The organism is Marinobacter salarius, from assembly GCF_032922745.1.
Taxonomy (GTDB): Bacteria; Pseudomonadota; Gammaproteobacteria; order Pseudomonadales; family Oleiphilaceae; genus Marinobacter.
On the sequence record NZ_CP136693.1, the window covers coordinates 3,313,179 to 3,331,101 of the forward strand.

Annotated in this window: 13 protein-coding genes; 6 read left to right on the forward strand and 7 right to left on the reverse strand. The window is 56.8% G+C overall.

Going from position 1 to position 17,923, the window contains the following annotated elements; all coding sequences use genetic code 11:
• Positions 1–358: 358 nt before the first annotated feature.
• Together R1T46_RS15320 and R1T46_RS15325 are read right to left on the reverse strand one after the other, a co-directional pair.
• Positions 359–1,186, reverse strand: coding sequence for a CheR family methyltransferase (locus R1T46_RS15320; protein WP_091642094.1), 828 nt, complete (start codon positions 1,184–1,186; stop codon positions 359–361).
• 39 nt (positions 1,187–1,225) lie between these two features.
• Complete coding sequence (locus tag R1T46_RS15325; protein ID WP_213479833.1) at positions 1,226–2,158, reverse strand: chemotaxis protein CheV; 933 nt, start codon at positions 2,156–2,158, stop codon at positions 1,226–1,228.
• Positions 2,159–2,355: 197 nt separating this feature from the next.
• Here R1T46_RS15325 and flgA point away from each other — a divergent pair, with 197 nt between their 5' ends.
• The 3 genes from flgA to R1T46_RS15340 all read left to right on the forward strand — a co-directional run bounded on the left by flgA (position 2,356) and on the right by R1T46_RS15340 (position 4,046).
• Complete coding sequence (gene flgA / locus R1T46_RS15330; RefSeq protein ID WP_213479834.1) at positions 2,356–3,060, forward strand: flagellar basal body P-ring formation chaperone FlgA; 705 nt, start codon at positions 2,356–2,358, stop codon at positions 3,058–3,060.
• 181 nt (positions 3,061–3,241) lie between these two features.
• Positions 3,242–3,568 carry a flagellar biosynthesis anti-sigma factor FlgM gene (gene flgM, locus R1T46_RS15335; RefSeq protein WP_317306032.1) on the forward strand — a complete coding sequence of 109 codons (327 nt, stop codon included), beginning with the start codon at positions 3,242–3,244 and terminating at the stop codon, positions 3,566–3,568.
• Positions 3,569–3,575: 7 nt separating this feature from the next.
• Positions 3,576–4,046, forward strand: coding sequence for a flagellar protein FlgN (locus tag R1T46_RS15340; RefSeq protein WP_317306033.1), 471 nt, complete (start codon positions 3,576–3,578; stop codon positions 4,044–4,046).
• Positions 4,047–4,089: 43 nt separating this feature from the next.
• On the opposite strand, the gene R1T46_RS15345 is transcribed toward R1T46_RS15340, so the two are convergent.
• A complete protein-coding gene (locus R1T46_RS15345) occupies positions 4,090–4,827 on the reverse strand; it encodes a pilus assembly protein PilB (protein ID WP_213479837.1) in 738 nt (245 codons plus the stop codon).
• Between the two features lie 246 nt (positions 4,828–5,073).
• Between R1T46_RS15345 and R1T46_RS15350 the strand changes: the two genes are divergently transcribed.
• Genes R1T46_RS15350 through R1T46_RS15360 form a run of 3 tightly spaced genes read left to right on the forward strand, consistent with a single transcriptional unit; the run spans position 5,074 to position 8,327 of the window.
• A complete protein-coding gene (locus tag R1T46_RS15350) occupies positions 5,074–5,691 on the forward strand; it encodes a peptidylprolyl isomerase (RefSeq protein WP_317306034.1) in 618 nt (205 codons plus the stop codon).
• Positions 5,692–5,723: 32 nt separating this feature from the next.
• A complete protein-coding gene (gene mnmC / locus R1T46_RS15355; RefSeq protein WP_317306036.1) occupies positions 5,724–7,634 on the forward strand; it encodes a bifunctional tRNA (5-methylaminomethyl-2-thiouridine)(34)-methyltransferase MnmD/FAD-dependent 5-carboxymethylaminomethyl-2-thiouridine(34) oxidoreductase MnmC in 1,911 nt (636 codons plus the stop codon).
• A 60-nt stretch (positions 7,635–7,694) separates the two neighbouring features.
• A complete protein-coding gene (locus R1T46_RS15360; RefSeq protein WP_317306037.1) occupies positions 7,695–8,327 on the forward strand; it encodes a CBS domain-containing protein in 633 nt (210 codons plus the stop codon).
• A gap of 25 nt (positions 8,328–8,352) precedes the next feature.
• Here R1T46_RS15360 and R1T46_RS15365 read toward each other — a convergent pair whose 3' ends face one another.
• From R1T46_RS15365 to smc, 4 genes are all read right to left on the reverse strand, one after another.
• Positions 8,353–11,103 (reverse strand): hypothetical protein, encoded by a 2,751-nt coding sequence (locus R1T46_RS15365; RefSeq protein WP_317306038.1) that lies wholly within the window; start codon positions 11,101–11,103, stop codon positions 8,353–8,355.
• A gap of 152 nt (positions 11,104–11,255) precedes the next feature.
• A complete protein-coding gene (gene ligA, locus R1T46_RS15370; protein WP_317306039.1) occupies positions 11,256–13,286 on the reverse strand; it encodes an NAD-dependent DNA ligase LigA in 2,031 nt (676 codons plus the stop codon).
• A complete protein-coding gene (zipA, locus tag R1T46_RS15375; RefSeq protein WP_317306040.1) occupies positions 13,283–14,287 on the reverse strand; it encodes a cell division protein ZipA in 1,005 nt (334 codons plus the stop codon). Before zipA ends, ligA begins: the two co-directional genes overlap by 4 nt.
• A gap of 141 nt (positions 14,288–14,428) precedes the next feature.
• On the reverse strand, positions 14,429–17,923 hold the full coding sequence (gene smc, locus R1T46_RS15380) for a chromosome segregation protein SMC (protein WP_317306041.1): 3,495 nt from the start codon (positions 17,921–17,923) through the stop codon (positions 14,429–14,431).

Below are 17,923 nucleotides of genomic sequence, written 5' to 3' on the forward strand. Positions count from 1 at the left end.
CCCGCCGCATTTACGTCCACACCTTCCGTGCAAGTACAGGGCTTTGACGATAGTTGACGCCTTACCCGGTGTGACCGCCTCATATGCGATTTCTGTTCGTCAGGCCAGTGCTTTGCCTGCGGCTTCCTTCAGATTCCATCTCACGATGGACACCCTTGCCGTCCGGCTAGTGGTTCCCCTTGCCGGGTCCACAGGGGACTTGCACCCCCAAGTCATCCGGCCAGCACCACCTGTACCGGAACAGCGCCCGTCAAGGCGCTACGCGCCATGCCTGGCGCACAACGATAAAAGGCGCTGTACACATGGCAAGCGCCTGGGCAGCGACCAGTATCCATACATTGATCGGCATTGGGTGGGCCTATTTTTTGCGGTAGATGATCCCTGGGTGGCACTGCACCATTTCGTAGAGATGAGGCAACCCGTTCAGCGATTCCGATGCTCCCAGTATCAGGTAACCACCGGGATTGAGAGTGGCGTGGATACGGGTCAGGATGTCCTTTTTAAGCTCTGCCGAGAAATAGATCAGTACGTTCCGGCACATAACGATATCAAACTTTCCGAGCATGTAGCGTTCGAGCAGGTTGAGTTCCCGGAACTCAACCATGCTCTTGATCTGCGGTCGGATTTGCCAGCTACCGTTCATCGCGGGAGTGAAGAACTGCTTCTGACGCTCGGGCGACAGTCCCCGGCCAATGGCAATCATCTCGTACTCGCCGCGCCGTGCAACCTCAAGAACGCTTTTGGAGATGTCGGTGGCGGTGATCTTCACATCCCGCAGCCTACCCGGCCGCTGACGACGAAATTCTTCAATAATCATCGCTACCGAATAGGGCTCCTGCCCTGTCGAGCAGGCTGCCGACCAGATACGGAGTGACTGCGCTGATTTTCTGTCGCCGAACTCCGGCAGCAGCTTTTCCTGCAGGATGCGGAACGGGTGATTGTCCCTGAACCAAAGTGTCTCATTCGTCGTCATCGCATCGATCACGACTTCCTTCAAACTGCTGCGACCGGTTCGCTTCACGCGATCCAGCAGATCACCCAGGGTACTCAACTTGTTCTCTTCCATGATCCGCCGTAACCGGCTTTTCACCAGGTACTGCTTGTTGTCCCCGAGCAAAATTCCACACGCATCCTGCAGGAATGTCTTAAAGGCCTCGTATTCCTGGGGGGTTATCTCAGCTTTCATTGGATCTCAGTATCGAGTGGGTCGGAAGTGACACCGGCGTCACTGCTCGCGATCGACAATTTCCATAACCCTTTCAGCCAACTCATCGGGGCTGAATTTTGCCATGAAATCGTCAGCGCCTACCTTCTGCACCATTGCCTTGTTGAACACGCCACTCAAGGACGTGTGCAGCATGATGAATACGTCCTTGATTGCAGGCTCATTTTTGCACTTGGTGACCAAAGTGTACCCGTCCATTTCCGGCATTTCGACATCGGATATGATCAGACACAGGTGGTCGACGGCCCGGGAACCATCTGCCGTAACTTGTTTTAGATAATCCAGGGCCTGCTTGCCGTCATTTTTTGTCACCACCTCCATACCGATGGCCGTGAGGCACCGCTCTATCTGACGTCGGGCCACTGCGGAATCATCCACAACGAGCACTGGTAGATGGCCGGGCACCCGCTCTGAACTGCGGTTGCGGACGTCTTCGGTGACATCCTCCTCAAACGGAGAGACTTCAGAGAGTATCTTTTCAACATCGATAATCTCTATCAGCTTGTCTTCAAAATGGGTTACCGCCGTCAAGTAAACGTCTTTACCCGCACCCTTGGGTGGCGGCAGGATGTCTTCCCAGTTCATATTCACGATGCGGTCGACACCGGCCACCAGGAAACCCTGGGTTTTGCGGTTGTACTCGGTAATGATCACGAAGCTGGTAGCTATTTCTTCCTTGGGAATACCGGGAAGCCGGATCGACATGCCAAGGTCAATGATGGGAATGGTTTCGCCACGAATATGGGCCACGCCCCGAACCATGGGGCGACTATTCGGCAGCGATGACAGCTTCGGGCACTGGAGCACTTCCTTGACCTTGAAGACGTTAATGCCGTACGTCTGCCGGCCGCGTAGGCGAAATAACAGAAGCTCCAGGCGATTCTGCCCCACCAGCTGGGTACGCTGATTTACACTGTCCAATACCCCTGCCATCGTTTCATCTCCCGCTTGTTCCAACACTCTGACGGCACGCATCTTGCTGCGTTTTCAATCAAAGCCACTCGGCACCTGGAAACTGCCGGATAATTGACTCTCTGGGTAGGCTTAACGGCCGAATCCGGAAATCATTAGGACATTCCCGAACACGGGACTCTGCCCGGTTAATGACAGCATAGGACAAACTGCCTCGTATGCGCATCACCAATTTCATCATCGCACTGCTAATCACTGCAATGGCCGGCCCTGCACTTGCTTCCATGACGACGGCCGAACAAATTCACAGTGGCGCGGAACAGTTTCTGGCGGCATTTTCGGACGCCCAAGCAAACGAAGGCTTTACGGTTTCCTATGATACTGGCCAACTCGACGCCCGCCTGTCGCTCGCTACCTGTGAGACTCCACTTGGCGTGTCCTTCAGCGGCGACCCCTGGAAGACCACCCAGCCTTCACTGCTGGTATCCTGCAAGGGCGACCGTCCCTGGCGCATGTTTCTGCCTGTATCGATCACCATAACCGGTGAAGCTATGGTCGCCGCCCGCCCGCTGGGCCGGGGCGAAAGGCTTACAAAAGCTGCCATACAGTCAGATTCGGTGGTCGTGAATTCAGTTCGACGGGGGGCTATTACCAACATCGAACAACTTGTTGGCATGGAAATGCGCCGAGGCATTAACGCTGGAACGGTTTTTACGCCAGACTTGGTGCTGGCTCCCGCAGCGATCGAACGGGGGGACCATGTTATTATCAGCGCCCGTAGCGGGAATTTTTCGGTAAACTCACGGGGTAAGGCCTTGGCCAGCGGCGGCATTGGTGACCAGGTTTTGGTTGAAAACCTCTCGTCCTCCCGCACCGTGCGTGCCCGTGTGACCGCACCCGGCCACGTTGAAATTCCCATGTAGCCCCGTTCCCGGCACGGATTCACCGGGAACGGCAAACCATTGCCGGCTTTTTTTGGAAAGATGACAAGAGTGTCATTCAATTCTTGCAAAAATTGCTAAAGAAACGTCAAGCCATGCCGATAGACAGGTATGAAATTTGTGGAGCCGCCCAACGCGGCCGATCAGCTAAGCAGGTAACGTTATGTCAGTTGACTTTAATGGAATAGGCCCAGGCCAGGTCAACACCCAGAAAACCACGGCCGATAAATCTTCAGGTGCCCAGAGCACTCAGCCCTCTACGACTGAGCAGGCCAAGTCCCAGGCGCAAAGTGCCCGCGGTGAAAATGTCAATTTGAGTAGCCAGGCAAAAAACCTGAAACAGCTCGAACAGAAACTCGGTAATTATCCGGAAATGGACGATGCCCGTATTGAGCAGATTCGCTCTGCCCTGGAAAGCGGCTCCTACAAAGTTGACGCAGAGAAATTGGCCCAGAAAATGCTTGAAATGGATGAAAGCATATTCGGGTGAATAAATCATGGCCGCAATCGATGAATTGAAAGACCTCCTGTCCCAAGACATCCGTCAACTCGAATCCCTGGCGGACGTCCTGCAGCAGGAAAAAGCCTGCCTGTCCACGTCTGATATCCGTAAACTCGAAACCCTGATTGGTGAGAAAAACACTCTGTTGGGTCAGATTCGCGAGCGGGCCAAACTCAAAATCCGCCTGCTGGTGTCGATGGGTTTTCGACCTGAAAACGGAGCCCCCTCACGGTTTATTCTCAGCGCCGGCCTGTCAGATGTTTACGACTTGTGGCAGGACGCCGATGAACGCCTTAAGACCTGTCACCAGCTGAATAGCAATAATGGGCGGGTTGTCAGTCACCTTCAGAAGCGCCTTTCACGTCTGACTGATATATTCCGCGGCGTTTCCGGGCACCAGACCCTCTACGGTGCTCAGGGCGAGCAAAAGGCCGTATCACACCGTACCGTTCTGGCGAGCGCCTGACGGGCCTCTGGGCTCCGCAGACATCGGAGCCCAACGCATCCGATCAGCGAGTATAGATCGTCATCTGTGAATCCGGATGAAAGCGGATATTGTCGAGGGCAATGTTTCCCAAAGAAGGTCCCTGGCTACCGCTAACCCGGATATTGTCCATGCGGATTTGCTCGATCCTTTCCGGGAAAGCCAGGGTGATCCCGCCGTCGTCACGAACCGCGTACCGGGGAATGTCATCCCGATAATGCACCCCGGATATCGTCAGATCAGAATCCAGGAAGTTCAACACCGGCACGAAAATATTCGCCGTCAATTTCAGGCCTTCAATGACATCCGGTTCAACCTCCCCTGCGCCGTCATGACGTGGGGCCATCGCGGACACATTGGCAATACGATCCAGCAACGATTGATCACCCTGCCCGGCCACACCGGCCAACTCGTCGTCATTGAGCGGAGACAGGCCGGGATGATCGTACAATTGTCCTGCGTCGGCGACGTCTCGTGAATCATTCGAAGTGCTGCCAGCGGCAAAACTGACCAGTGGCTGAAATGGCAATACTGCCATGGTGACCAACGCCGCCGCGTTACGGTAACGGGATTGGTGCCTGAGGACACGATGTAGCTCACGTTCTGTAATCCAGCCGGACTGTATCAACACCTCACCGAGCCGCTGACCGGTCTCATGCTGTAGGTGCAAACCCTCTTCCAACTGAATATCGGAAAGGTATCCCCGGTTTATCAGCAACCGACCGAGGCGGGATTTTTCTTCGAAGCCCTGACGGATTTTCAAGGTATGCCTCCAATAGCTTTACAGTGATTGCCGTACAACCTGGCCCGGTCAGAGAGCATCGATGACACTGATGCGACAGAAGGTTAGCTGATAGTCATGAACTCCGCAGGGAATATGCCCGACTTGACAAGTATTATCTGCTAACATCCTGCAACAGACTGGATTCATGGGAACAGTATCGCAGCAAATATTCCCGAAGCTACCTACTATTCTATTCCCTGAACTAACTACGTGAGCCATTATAGAATGACAAATTCCGTAAAACCGTTTCGATATGTGATGAAAATCGCGCTATCTGTAACCTTCATGCTGGGTATTGCCAATTGCCTGGCGGCTGATGGACAACAGAACGAGCTGCCCCGGGTGATTATTGAAACCAGTGAGGGTGCCATTGAGGTGACCTTGCGCCCGGACATCGCTCCCGAAACCGTTGAGAATTTCATCACCTACGCTAAAAATGGATTCTACGAGGGAACGCTGTTCCACCGGGTCATTCCGGGCTTCATGATCCAGGGCGGCGGTTTCGACCAGGATCTCAAACAGAAGCAGACTCGTAGCCCCATCCGGAACGAAGCCAAGCCAACCGCCAAGAACCTTCGCGGTACAGTCGCCATGGCCCGCACAAGCTCACCGGATTCCGCCACCTCCCAGTTTTTCGTCAACCTGACAGACAACGGCTTCCTGAACGCAGGTGTCCGCGGCCCGGGTTATGCAGTATTTGGCAAGGTGACAGGCGGAATGGGTGTTGTGGATGCCATCGCCAGTAAGAAAACGGTCAGATCCCGAGGTATGGCAGATGTGCCGCAGGAACCCGTCATTATCCGTAGCGTTTCGGTCCGGCAAACCGATACCGCTGCAGAATAGACCGGTAAGCGTAATGAGCGGATACAAAGACCGTGACTGATCCCAGGCTTCCATCTGTTGAAAACGCCGACATTGATTGGAGTAGCGGCGCACCCCACTGCCGACGCTTTGGTGACGTTTACTTCTGCAGCGAGAATGGCCTTGAAGAAACACGGCATGTATTTATCAGCCAGAACAGGCTTCACGAACGTTTCTCCTCATTACCAACGGCTTCTTCTTTCGTCATCGCTGAAACAGGGTTTGGCACCGGTCTGAATTTCCTTGCAGCCTGGCAAGCCTGGGATCAGTCATCCACAGCGGGCAATGGTTGCCTGCATTTCGTCTCCGTCGAAAGCCACCCTCTGACTCCGGACGACCTTGCACATGCGCTCACCATGTGGCCGGAGCTCAAGGTCTACGCTGACCAACTGCTGGAACAATATCCCGCCCCCGTCTCGGGTACCCATCGCCTGGTGTTGGCCGGTGGTCGTGTCAGGCTGACACTCTTTTTCGGCGATGTGGTTGATGCCTGGCGCGAGCTGGATTTTCAGGCCGATGCCTGGTTTCTGGACGGTTTTGCGCCCGCCAAAAATCCGGACATGTGGACGCGTGAAGTCATTGACGCCATACCGGGTCACAGCAAACCCGGTGCTACCCTCGCCACCTTTACATCGGCCGGCGAGGTGCGGCGACGGCTTATTGCAGCCGGCTTCACCATGCGGAAAGCGCCCGGATTCGGGCAAAAATGGGACATGTTGATCGGCACTCTGGGTGACGCCACCTACCCCGAAGCCCTCCCGGCCGCGAACGACATTGAATCCATTGCCATCATTGGCGCCGGGGTTGCTGGCAGTCTGCTCGCCCGGAATCTGGCGGAGCGTGGATTGCATGTTACTGTAATTGACCGCGCTCAAGAGGCTGGAACAGCAGCCTCTGGCAATATTCAGGGTGCGCTGTATGTCAAACTGGGCATCGAGTTCAATGATCAGGCAAAGCTTGGTCTCTCATCATTGCTGTTCAGTCAACGCTATTATCAACAGTTCGGCGGCGAGTACTGGCACCCTTCCGGACTAGTTCAACTGGCACACAGTGACAGCGAGCAAGACCGCCAGAACCGTTTCATAGCCCGCAACGACTACCCTGGCACTGTATTGCAGCAGATCGGCCCGGAACAGGCGTCTGAACTTGCAGGCATTCCCCTGACTAGGGGCGGTCTCTGGTTTCCGCGCAGTGGATGGCTTGAACCCGTCGGCCTTTGTCGGGCGTTAATGGCGCATGAGCGAATTTTTCAGTGTTTCGGTTTTGATGTCCATCGACTCACACCCTGCAATGGAAAATGGCATATTGCGGGCAATGGCGAACAGGATGTGGTGGTCGACCGCGTCGTGATATGCGCCGGCCATCTGACACCGAACCTGATTCCGCTTAAGGGTGGCTTCCGTTTCCGTGCGATTCGAGGCCAGGTAACTCACTTGCCAGCGAAGGCGGTGAAATGCCCTGATGTGGTAGTGTGCGGATCTGGGTACCTCAATCCCGCCCACGGCGGCATGACGATGGCTGGTGCCACCTTTGATCTTCATGACCCATCACCCGCCCTTTCCACCGAAAGCCACCGCGATAACCTTTCAATGCTTGATGCGATGGTTCCGGGCGCAGTAGACAGGGATTCAGGCGACATTGATCCGGCAAAACTCGATGGCAAAGTCGGGTTTCGATGCACCACCCATGACTATCAGCCGGTCGCTGGTCCGCTAATGGATGCCTATAGGCAACCACTGGAAGGAATCAACCTGTTTACCGGGCTGGGTAGCAAGGGGCTGAGTTACGCTCCGCTACTCGCAGAATATCTGGCTGACCGACTCTCAGGGCAGCCCTCTTGCTTACCCGAATCCCTCGCAAAACGCGTGGCTACGGACCGCTGCCACCGAGTAGACATAACATCGCAGGAAACGATCAGCGCCTGAAGAAATCAAACCTTCTGCCGATAACCGGAAAAGACCCTGTCACAACCGGAGCAGATCACTATGTCCATTCATGTCAGTGAACCCGGCAGGCCCGTCGGAACACGCCTGCCGGAGATATTCCGGAGTCGCCGGGTGGGCGATGTCACAGAATTAAGTGAATCCCATAACATTGATGTTCGGCACAGCGAAACCACCGACGCCGAATTCCAGTTTGCCGCCCGCTCCGGCCGACAGCGCGCTATAGAAGAGTACGGTGCCACGGCAGCCGGTGAACCCAAAGAAAGACGGGCCTACCTGCCGGTATCCCAGATATGCACCCCCGCCCTGAATTCCGTGCCAGCGACCGCAACCATTGCCGAAGCGATGGACGCCATGGATGAGAACGGCATTAATCACATCGTTATTACAGCAGAAGGTAATGTAGCAGGGCTCGTGGACCTGCGCTGGTTGCTGGCCTGGCTTCACGAAACCGACGCGAACGCCATGAGTGCCAGTTTCGTCAATATTGAGTTACCGGCCTTCCTGACCTCGTCTCCCGAGACAGATGCACACCAGCTGGCAAGGCTTATGCTCGCTCACCAACTGAACGCCGCCCTGGTTGTTGACGAGCAGGGCCAGTCAGCAGGCATCGTCACCAGCACCGATTACCTGAGGTTGTACGCCAACGCCAGCCGTCACGAGGGCAGCGTATAACAGTGGGACCATCGCCCGCTCTCGATTAATGCAACGGTAGCCCCTCTCCCGTAAACAACCGAACCTCCCACGTCTCGGAGGTACCACTTACGATTTTTACCAGGGCCGTTATTTCGTCATCGCGGTAATTTTCCAGCCGTTCTATTTCGCCCTCTGCACCATCCAGCGGCAACTGCGTTCTCCATTCCCGGCTGCTGTCAGTGCCATTATCGCCGTCTTCCTCCAGTGAAATCCGCGCCAGGATGGGATTGATCAGGCTATTTCCCTCGCTTTCGCTGAAATTGCCGTTGGTACTTCCTGCAACCAGAATGTCCCGGTCGTAAGTCCGCACCGAGTGCAGCGACTCGGTGGATGCATCATCGCCGTCATTGAAGGTAAGGGCGCGTGTTACATCCCCTAGAGCGGTGTACGACAAAGCAAATCCGGCCTGGCTGTTGATCTGACGCCGCTGCAATGAACGATCTCCGTCGCCGGATTCGACGCGATAGTTGCCGCTACCCTGGCCCACCAACCAAACATTGTTCAGTCCGTAGATGCCGGCTGACAGGTTTTCGTTACCGGTGGTTCCCCGCTGCCTGACGTTAATCGTACTGTCTGCGCTGGAGGCGATAAAAAAGAACACGTCTTTTCCGCCAAGTTGAGGCTGGCCACTCACCGCGCCTGAGGAATCCCCGATCAACAGCGGACTGCTGGTGGAAGTACTGCCTCCCACAACCGACTCATCATGGCCTGCCGCCCCCACCTGCCGTGTCCAGGCAACCACCGGCACAACCGAGTTGCCATCAACGGTGGTGTCGATTCTCTGGAGAAAACTATCCACACCACCAGCAGCATTTTCGTTCGGCCACTGGCCATTGGTTTCCCCGGCGTTCACGACGTAACCACCGTCTTCATCTATCCCGGTCCACCTGGGAGTATCATCACCGGATGTGCCCGTCACAATGCTCCAAACCGGTACATAGCTGTCCGGATCCTGGGCGGTGTCGAAAAAGTAAAGCAGCGTATGAACATCCACTCCATTACTGTCAGGGGTACCGTCCGGTGCCTGATCACTGCCAAACGAGACGACGAATTCATAGCGGGTAACGTCGTCCTCCCCTTCTTTGACCTCACGCTCGACAAAACCGATAACTGGCTCCGCACCCGGGGCAATAGCGGCCTCTGACAATGGCTGTTCCGTTATTTCCCCTTTCTGCGTGACGATACGCACCCAGGGACGATCACCATCATCGACACGATAGCCGGCAATGAAAAGACGACCGTTGTGCCCAAAAGCCGTGTCGGTGGGAATAAACGCCGCACTGCTGCCCACCTCAAGCGGTGAGGTCAGTTCGTTGATGTTCACCCGCAGTTTGTCGGCATCCGCCGAGGCCGCGAAATTCTCTCGTCCCGACTGATAACGCTCATCCAGACCCAACAGAAGGAAACGATCGTTTTCCAGCTGGCCGTTGGTGTAGTCGTCGGGAATGCGGATACGAAAGCGCATTGCCTCAACGCCCTCGGCAAAGTTGAGGAGATCCCCTTCCGCCCATTCGCCGTCCTCGTCCCGAACTTCCACAAGGAAATCCTCGCCCAGAATCACATCGGAGTCGTCATCCTCACCAAGTTTCACGCTATAAGCGCCGGCACGTTCGCCGCTGATTAACGCAACATACTCACGAACATCGCCGACATTAAGCGCATCCCGGGTGCCACCAGCCCCGGTTTCCAGTCGTACTGTTGGCTCATTGTCCGCTATCCGCAGCAGTTCCCTGACACCGGAATTGGAGCTGCCAAGCCCGGCGAGGCCGGACCTTACCTCGGTCAGCCGGATGTTCAGGGTTTCCAGGGGTTCGGCCTCGGTGTCCTCAATGACTTCCAGGCGGATATAACACTCGGTGATTCCGGGTTCCAGAGTGATCACCCCCTTGGACAGGAAGCCATCATCGTCCGGCTGATACTGAAGATAGGAAGGCACTGGTAAGGTCGGTTCGCTCTGTGTCCCCAAACCGATAATGTCCTTTCCGATGATCGCCTCGTTGTTGTTGGCGGCCCCATTTTCACAACGCTGGTGAGGGGGATCAATGTCCTCGTCACAGCGTTGTGGATTGAAGCTTGAGTCCAGTTCAAAGGCCACCGACACACGGGTGACAGAGGGCTGATCAAGCAGTACCCGCACAAGAACGGGATAGGTGTCGCTGGTGCGTTGAACGGTCTTGACGACCGCGCCATCATCATCGTATTCGTTTACCTCGTATGTCTGGCGACCGGTTTCTCCGACCTCCGGAGCCTCGCACCGATTATCCCGTTCCTCCGGCGCCTCGAAGGCCTCTCCCTCGGTAAAATCATCGATGGCCAGGCTGAGCACGTTCTCCTGGACTTCAATGTCAAATGGCTGTGTACCGGCCGCACGGCCATCATTGCCAACCAGAGTGATGTTCTCCGTCGTGCCCAGGTCATCACGGCCCCTCGAGCCACCGGTCAGCCCCGGAACGCCCCGCATGATGACACCCTGACGCGCCTTGTTGCTGGTGTCTTCCAGTGCCAGCCAGGACGGCGCGTTAGTGAGTGAATAATCGAGAATGTCGTCGCTGTCGAAAGCGCCGAAATTGTAGGCGTACTCAACGCCCAGATAGGCTTCGTCCGGCGGCGTTCCAAGAATGTAGGGATCCTCAGCATCCTGTTCGGTCTTGCAACCGCCAACGGCAACTACCATCAGTGACAACAGGGCGAGACAGCCCCCGCGGGGAAAACGGCGAAGAATACAGGAGAGGCAAGAGAGCGAATCGGCGCGCATGAAAAAGTCCGTTTCAGAGCATTGTTTTTATGGGTGCTTTACACACCGTTACAGAACAAGCTCATGGTAATCAATTTCACGGAGGCAGGATCTGCGCGAGTTCTCAGATTCTGGCCACGGACGGATCACAGGGTGCGCCGTGGCCTGAGGTTTTATTCCACACCGTGGGTCGCGAGAAACTCGACGAAGGCAGACTCGTCCATCACCGGGACACCCAGGTTTTCGGCCTTCGTCAGTTTCGAGCCGGCGGCTTCGCCGGCAACGACACAGGAGGTCTTGCCGGAGACGCTTCCCGCCACTTTTGCCCCCAGGGACTCCAGTTTTGCCTTGGCGTCGTTCCTCGTCATGTCCGACAGCGACCCTGTCAGCACCCAGGTTTCGCCCTTCAGGGGCTTCTCACTGGCCGTGATTGCTTCACTCTGCCATTGAACCCCTGCGTCTTTTAGCGCCTGGATGGTTTCCTGATTGTGGGTCTGGTCGAAGAAACTACGAATGTGGCCGGCGACAATGGGCCCAACGTCGGGCACCGACTGCAGGGCATCCTCATCAGCCTCACCAATGGCTTCCAGCGTGCCAAAGTGGCTGGCCAGGGCCTTGGCGGTTGCCTCGCCCACTTCCCGGATACCAAGGGCATACAGGAACTTCCAAAGGACCGGGTGACGGGAGCGATCAATGGCATCGATCAGATTACCTGCGGATTTCTCACCCATACGTTCAAGGCCCGTCAAATCAGCCTTCTTTAACAGGTAAAGATCCGCAACCGTAGTGACCAGTTCCCTGTCCACCAGAATATCAATCCACTTGTCTCCGAGCCCTTCTATGTCCAGTGCCTTGCGGGAGGCATAGTGCCGGATGGCCTCCTTGCGCTGTGCCGGGCAGAACAGCCCACCAGAACAGCGGGCCACCACTTCACCCTCGATCTGCACAATATCGGACTGGCATACGGGGCAGGCATCCGGAAGCTGGACCTCACGGGCATTGTCAGGGCGCCGTTCGGCCACAACCTTGACCACCTGGGGAATTACATCCCCTGCCCGTCGAACGAACACGGTGTCTCCGATACGGACACCCAGTCGTTGGATTTCATCCATATTATGCAGAGTGGCATTGCTTACGGTGACGCCTCCCACAAATACCGGCTTGAGCCGGGCGACTGGCGTGATCGCGCCGGTACGGCCGACCTGGAATTCCACGTCTTCAATGACCGTCAGCTCTTCCTGCGCCGGAAATTTCTGGGCAATAGCCCAGCGGGGGGCACGGGAGACAAACCCCAACTGCTGCTGCAATGCCAGGCTGTTTACCTTGAAGACAATGCCATCGATTTCATAAGGCAGGCTGGCCCGCTTATCCATCAGCTCATTGTAAGCCTGCAGACAGTCCTCCGCGCCGGTCGCCCGACGCATCTCAGGGTTGATCCGGAAACCCCAGGCACTAACCTGTTGCAGCCCCTCCCAATGGGTGGCGGGCAGCCGGCTTTCGTCCTCAAGCGCGACACTGTAGGCGCACAATTCGAGTGGCCGGCGGGCTGTCACGGTGGGTTTTTTCTGTCTCAGACTGCCTGCGGCGGCGTTGCGGGGGTTAACAAACGCCTTCTCTCCCTTGTCCGCCAGGCGTCTGTTCAGCGCTTCGAACCCTTCCCGGGGCATATAGACTTCGCCCCGGACCTCCACCAGTTCAGGAACGTTGTCACCACGAAGCCTCAGGGGCACCGACGGAATAGTGCGAATATTGGCAGTTATGTCCTCACCGGTATAACCATCGCCGCGGGTGGCGGCGCGGGTCAGAACGCCGGACTCGTAATGAAGGCTTACCGCCAGTCCGTCCAACTTGGGCTCGCAGACATACTCAATGTCGTCGCTGGCCTTGAGCCGGTCTTTCACCCGGCGATCAAAGTCCCTCAGTTCTTCGTCACTGAACGCATTGTCCAGGGAAAGCATGGGGATACGATGGACCACCTCCTCAAAGGTGGTTTCCACCGATGCCCCCACCCGACGAGTGGGGGTATCAGGCGTCACAATATCGGGATATTGCGCTTCCAGGTCCTGTAATTCCCGGAACAGCCGGTCGTACTCGGCATCCGGCACCCGGGGATCGTCCAGAACATAGTACTGATAGTTATGCTCGGTGATGGTATCCCGGAGTTCTCCGGCCCGGCTGATAACGTCGGGAGAGGCTTTGGTCATTGTCTGGGGGATCGTTGCTTGCGTTCAAACTCGCGGATGCGTTGGCGGCAGTGCTCAATGGTTTGCGGGGTCATCACGCTTCGCCGCTCGTCCTTCAGTTCACCGCCAAGATTGCGTACCACGCACTGCGCCGTTTCCAGCATGAACTCGAAGGCTTGCATGGAATTGGTGGGCCCGGGCATGCTCATAAAGAAACTGATCCCCGGCGTGGACAAGGCTGGCATATCCTCGGGTTTGAAGGTACCGGGCTCTACGGCGCTGGCCACGCTGAACTGCACCGGGCTGGTGGTGTCAGACTGCTCGTGGCGATGGTAGATGTCCATATCGCCATACTCCAGGCCGCAGGCTTCGAACAACGCCTTGAGTTTGGTACCCGCAAAATTCTGCTCGCTTTTTGCCAACACATTGATAACGACCACTTCCCGGGCTTCCGGCCGGTTGGCGCCTGCGAGGGGCTGCCCTGATTGTCGTGCCGTGGTTTCCCGCTTTGCGGTGTCCTCCTCCACCTCGGTGGTTACAGTGGGGGGCGCTGCTTCGTCGTCTGGGCCAGTATCCGCTATATCGGCTTCAGGCTCTTCGTCAACCGCCCCCCAACCGGTGTCGGAATCGTACTCAACATCAGTGGGTTCACTGGCAGCCAGATTTTCCGCTTCCGGTTCGTGCTCTACCGCCGGTTCTTCGGCGTCGTCCTTGCCCTTAACGCCCGCGCTGCTGACCACCGGCCTGGTCGGTTTGGGCTTGGGCCTGGCGAACCGGCTCTTTTCAGGCTTGACGTAGCCGCGTTCTTCCAGCGTGTCCCGTGAAATGGTGCGCGCCCCACCATTGGGGAGCTCAGGGTTGAAATCCTGCTCCAACGGGGAATCGTCGAGATCATCCGCGCCCATGCCAGAGGAGATCGCGATTGATTCCTTGCGGGCGCGCCTCATCCGGCGCAGACCATCAATCACAATACCGAGGATAACCAGGGTGCCGATGGCAATTAACCATTCCCTAAGAGACATAGTGGTGCTGTCCTGTTTGCAGATCAGATATCGTTGCTACTCTAAGAAAAGCCTGTAATGAATACAACGCAAACACAGTCCAGATGGCAGTTTTGTCATTTTTGCACAAACCGTGACCGCCTGTCCGCCAGCGACGATGCATCACGCTTCAGCCAATGCGGCAGCCTCGTCTACATCGACGGATACCAGCCGTGAGCATCCTGGCTCATGCATTGTGACCCCCATCAGTTGGTCGGCCATTTCCATGGCGATCTTGTTGTGGGTAATGTAGATGAACTGTACCTGTTTTGACATTTCCTTGACCATGTTGGCGTATCGCCCGACGTTGGCATCGTCCAACGGAGCATCCACCTCGTCCAGCATACAGAACGGGGCCGGATTAAGCTGGAAGATAGAGAACACCAATGCGATGGCCGTCAATGCCTTCTCCCCACCGGAAAGCAGGTGAATGGTGCTGTTTTTCTTGCCCGGCGGCCGTGCCATGATGGCAACGCCCGTTTCCAGAAGATCCTCCCCCGTAAGCTCAAGGTAAGCATTGCCGCCACCGAATACTTTCGGGAACAGCGCCTGGAGCCCCCCGTTGACCTGGTCAAACGTCTCCTTGAAGCGCTGCCGGGTTTCACGATCAATCTTGCGTATGGCGTTGTCCAGGGTTTCCAGCGCTTCCATCAGGTCTTCATGCTGACTGTCCAGATAAGTCTTGCGCTCGCTCTGAACCTGGTACTCCTCGATGGCCGCAAGGTTGATGGCACCCAGACGCTGAATCCGGGAGCCGATTTTTTCCAGGTCTTCGGCCCACACTTTCTCGCTGGCATCGTCAGGTAAGGTGGAGAGCACTTCCTGCAGGCGTACATCCAGTTCCTCGAGCTGTTCCAGGTGATTGCTGGCGCGAATCTCCAGCGCCTGGGATTCCATTTTCAGCTTCTCGAGGCTCGCGCGGACGTCCTGGATGGTGTGCTCTATGCGGCTGCGACTTTGCTCCCGATCGCGAACCTCCTGATCAATTTCTTCAAGCGCGTCTCGGGCGGCGCCCAACTTCTCCTCTTCAGCCAAACGCCTGTCCAGAAGGCCTTCCAACTGCATTTGTAAGTCTTCGATGGGCTCTTCGGCGTTTTCGCGGCTTTCACGGAGAATGTCGAGGCGCTCGTCCAGGCGTTCTTTCTGCAGCTGCATTCGGTCAATGGTCTGACGCAAGCCATCACGCTGGCTGTTCAGGGACTGAAGCTGGAGCTGTAGCTGGTGGGCATGGTCGCGATCGTGCCGAGCCTCCTGACGAAGCCGGTCAAGGTTTTCACGCAGCACGTCCCGACGTTCAAGCAGTCGTTCCTTCTCTTCATCACTGTCTTCCGTCGATGCCAGGGCCTGCTGCCACTCCTCCCGGGTTTCCAGCAGTTGCCCCTGCTGCTGCTCAAGATTCATGGACACGTCCGTGAGATCGTCACGAATGCGCTGCAGCCTTGCATCAATCTGTTCCGCACGCGCTTTCAGGCCGCTGATCTTGGACGACAGAGTAGCGAGTTGCCGATCGGCATCCGCCAGCCGGCCCTGGGCATCGTCCCTGGCGGCTTCCGCCCGTTCTGATTGTTCCAGCAATCGGTCAAGATTGTCGGTGGCGACGTCCAGCGAGGCTTCCGCCTGCTCCAGCTCTCCCGCCAATGCAGTGACTTTCTTCTGTCGCTCGATTACGCCAATCTGGGCCGCATCGGAATCGGGCATCAGCACCCAGTCAGCGGACAACCAGGCGCCCTCGGGGGTAATGACGCTTCTGCCCGGCGCCAAACCTTTCTGCCGTTCCAGCGCGTCCTCCATGGACTCCGCGACATCAACAAGCGCCAGTATGGATGCCATGCCCCCGGCGCCGGATACTTTGCTGCCAAGCCCCTCAGATGGGTTATTAGCGCTGGAATCACTATTCACCAGGGCCAAACCTCGGGGAGCACCAGCCATGTTGGAGTGCACAGCCCCCAGCCCCGGTACGCTCAGCCCCTGGCTGAAGCGCCCTATTACTTGCTCTACCGCAAATTCCCAGCCATCGTCGATACGAAGCTGTGTGGCCAGTCGTGGACTGTCGCTGAGGCGGTGTTCGTTGAGCCAGGCCTGCAAGGTGTCGTCCTGGCTGCCCATTTGTTCGCCCAACAGGGCCTGCTGGGATTCAAGCGATGCCCTCAGACTCTGGACCTGCTGGCGTGCGTCCGTGGCGGCCTGCTCTGCGTCCCGCTGATGATGACGTGCTTCCTGGAGTTCGTCCTGGACAACGTTGATTCGCTCCGCGGCTTCTTCCCTCTGCAGCTCCAGGGTTTCCTGCTGTTCCAGCAGGTCGTCCAGTTCCGCCCGATCAACCTGTCCTTCAAGCAGATCCTGTTCTTCTCGAAGCCGTTGTTGACGGGTGCGCAGTTGTTCAATGGCATTTTCCTGGGAACGGATACTGGACTGGGCCAGTTCCGCCTGCCGACGTGCATCCGCCGAACGGGAACTGAAGTCTTCCCAATTGTGCTGCCACTCGCTCATGGCATCCTCGGCACTCTGGAGCTTTTCTCCGGATTCCTCCGACTTCAGGACCAGCGCCTCCTGCTCCGGCTCCAGCATATCCAGTTCTTCCTGGATACCCGCCAGTTTCTCTTCATCCTGTTCCAGTTCCCGAGCCAGTTCGCGCTGATTGGCCATGGCCTGGTCCAGTTCCGCTGCCGTCTGGCGGCTGCGCTCTCGTTGGTGCTCAAGGCTCTGCTCAATGCGGGCGATGTCAGCGCCAGCTTCGTAGTAACGTGCCTGCGCCCGATTGAAATGTTCGTTACGTTCCTGATGGCCGTCCCGCAGGGATTCCAGTGCCGTTTCCAGGCTGACACGTTCAGACAGCTGCTTCTCGAGCTCGAGCTCGGACTCCCGGATGCGAGTGCGCCAGGTCTGAAGATCAGTGTCCAGGGACTGCCAGCGCAGCACCGTCAGCTCGGCCTTTTTCTGGCGCTCTTCCTGCTTGTAGGCCTTGTATTTTTCTGCAGACTGAGCCTGACGCTCAAGGTGTTGCAGCTGCCTGCCCAGCTCGTCCCTAAGATCCGTCAGGCGTTCCAGGTTCTCCTGAGTCCGGCGGATGCGGCTTTCGGTTTCCTTGCGACGCTCCTTATACTTGGAGATACCCGCCGCTTCCTCGATATACACCCGCAACTCTTCCGGCTTGGCCTCAATCAACCGCGAGATCATCCCCTGTTCGATGATGGCGTAGCTCCGGGGACCCAGCCCGGTCCCGAGGAAAAGGTCAGTAATGTCACGCCGCCGGCATTTGGAGCCGTTCAGGAAGTATTCCGACTGCCCCTCGCGTGACACACGGCGGCGTACCGAGATTTCGTTGAAACGCACGAACTCGCCGGGCGCTGAGCCGTCGCTGTTGTCGAACACCAGTTCTATGGAGGCCTGGCCGACGGGTTTGCGCGCACTGGAGCCATTGAAGATAACATCCGACATGGACTCGCCACGCAGATACTTGGCAGAACTTTCACCCATCACCCAGCGCACAGCATCGATGATATTGGACTTGCCACAGCCGTTGGGGCCCACGACCGCCGTCATGTTAGACGGAAACGGCACCGTGGTGGGGTCAACGAACGATTTGAAACCGGATAGTTTGATGGACTTCAGGCGCAT

What these genes read in the sequence shown, in the direction of transcription:
- R1T46_RS15320 (WP_091642094.1), bottom strand. Translation starts at nt 1,186, where the DNA reads ATGAAAGCTGAGATAACCCCCCAGGAATACGAGGCCTTTAAGACATTC.
- R1T46_RS15340 (WP_317306033.1), top strand. Translation starts at nt 3,576, where the DNA reads ATGGCCGCAATCGATGAATTGAAAGACCTCCTGTCCCAAGACATCCGT.
- R1T46_RS15350 (WP_317306034.1), top strand. Translation starts at nt 5,074, where the DNA reads ATGACAAATTCCGTAAAACCGTTTCGATATGTGATGAAAATCGCGCTA.
- zipA (WP_317306040.1), bottom strand. Translation starts at nt 14,287, where the DNA reads ATGTCTCTTAGGGAATGGTTAATTGCCATCGGCACCCTGGTTATCCTC.
- flgA (WP_213479834.1), top strand. Translation starts at nt 2,356, where the DNA reads ATGCGCATCACCAATTTCATCATCGCACTGCTAATCACTGCAATGGCC.
- R1T46_RS15365 (WP_317306038.1), bottom strand. Translation starts at nt 11,103, where the DNA reads ATGCGCGCCGATTCGCTCTCTTGCCTCTCCTGTATTCTTCGCCGTTTT.
- R1T46_RS15325 (WP_213479833.1), bottom strand. Translation starts at nt 2,158, where the DNA reads ATGGCAGGGGTATTGGACAGTGTAAATCAGCGTACCCAGCTGGTGGGG.
- smc (WP_317306041.1), bottom strand. Translation starts at nt 17,923, where the DNA reads ATGCGCCTGAAGTCCATCAAACTATCCGGTTTCAAATCGTTCGTTGAC.
- flgM (WP_317306032.1), top strand. Translation starts at nt 3,242, where the DNA reads ATGTCAGTTGACTTTAATGGAATAGGCCCAGGCCAGGTCAACACCCAG.
- R1T46_RS15360 (WP_317306037.1), top strand. Translation starts at nt 7,695, where the DNA reads ATGTCCATTCATGTCAGTGAACCCGGCAGGCCCGTCGGAACACGCCTG.
- ligA (WP_317306039.1), bottom strand. Translation starts at nt 13,286, where the DNA reads ATGACCAAAGCCTCTCCCGACGTTATCAGCCGGGCCGGAGAACTCCGG.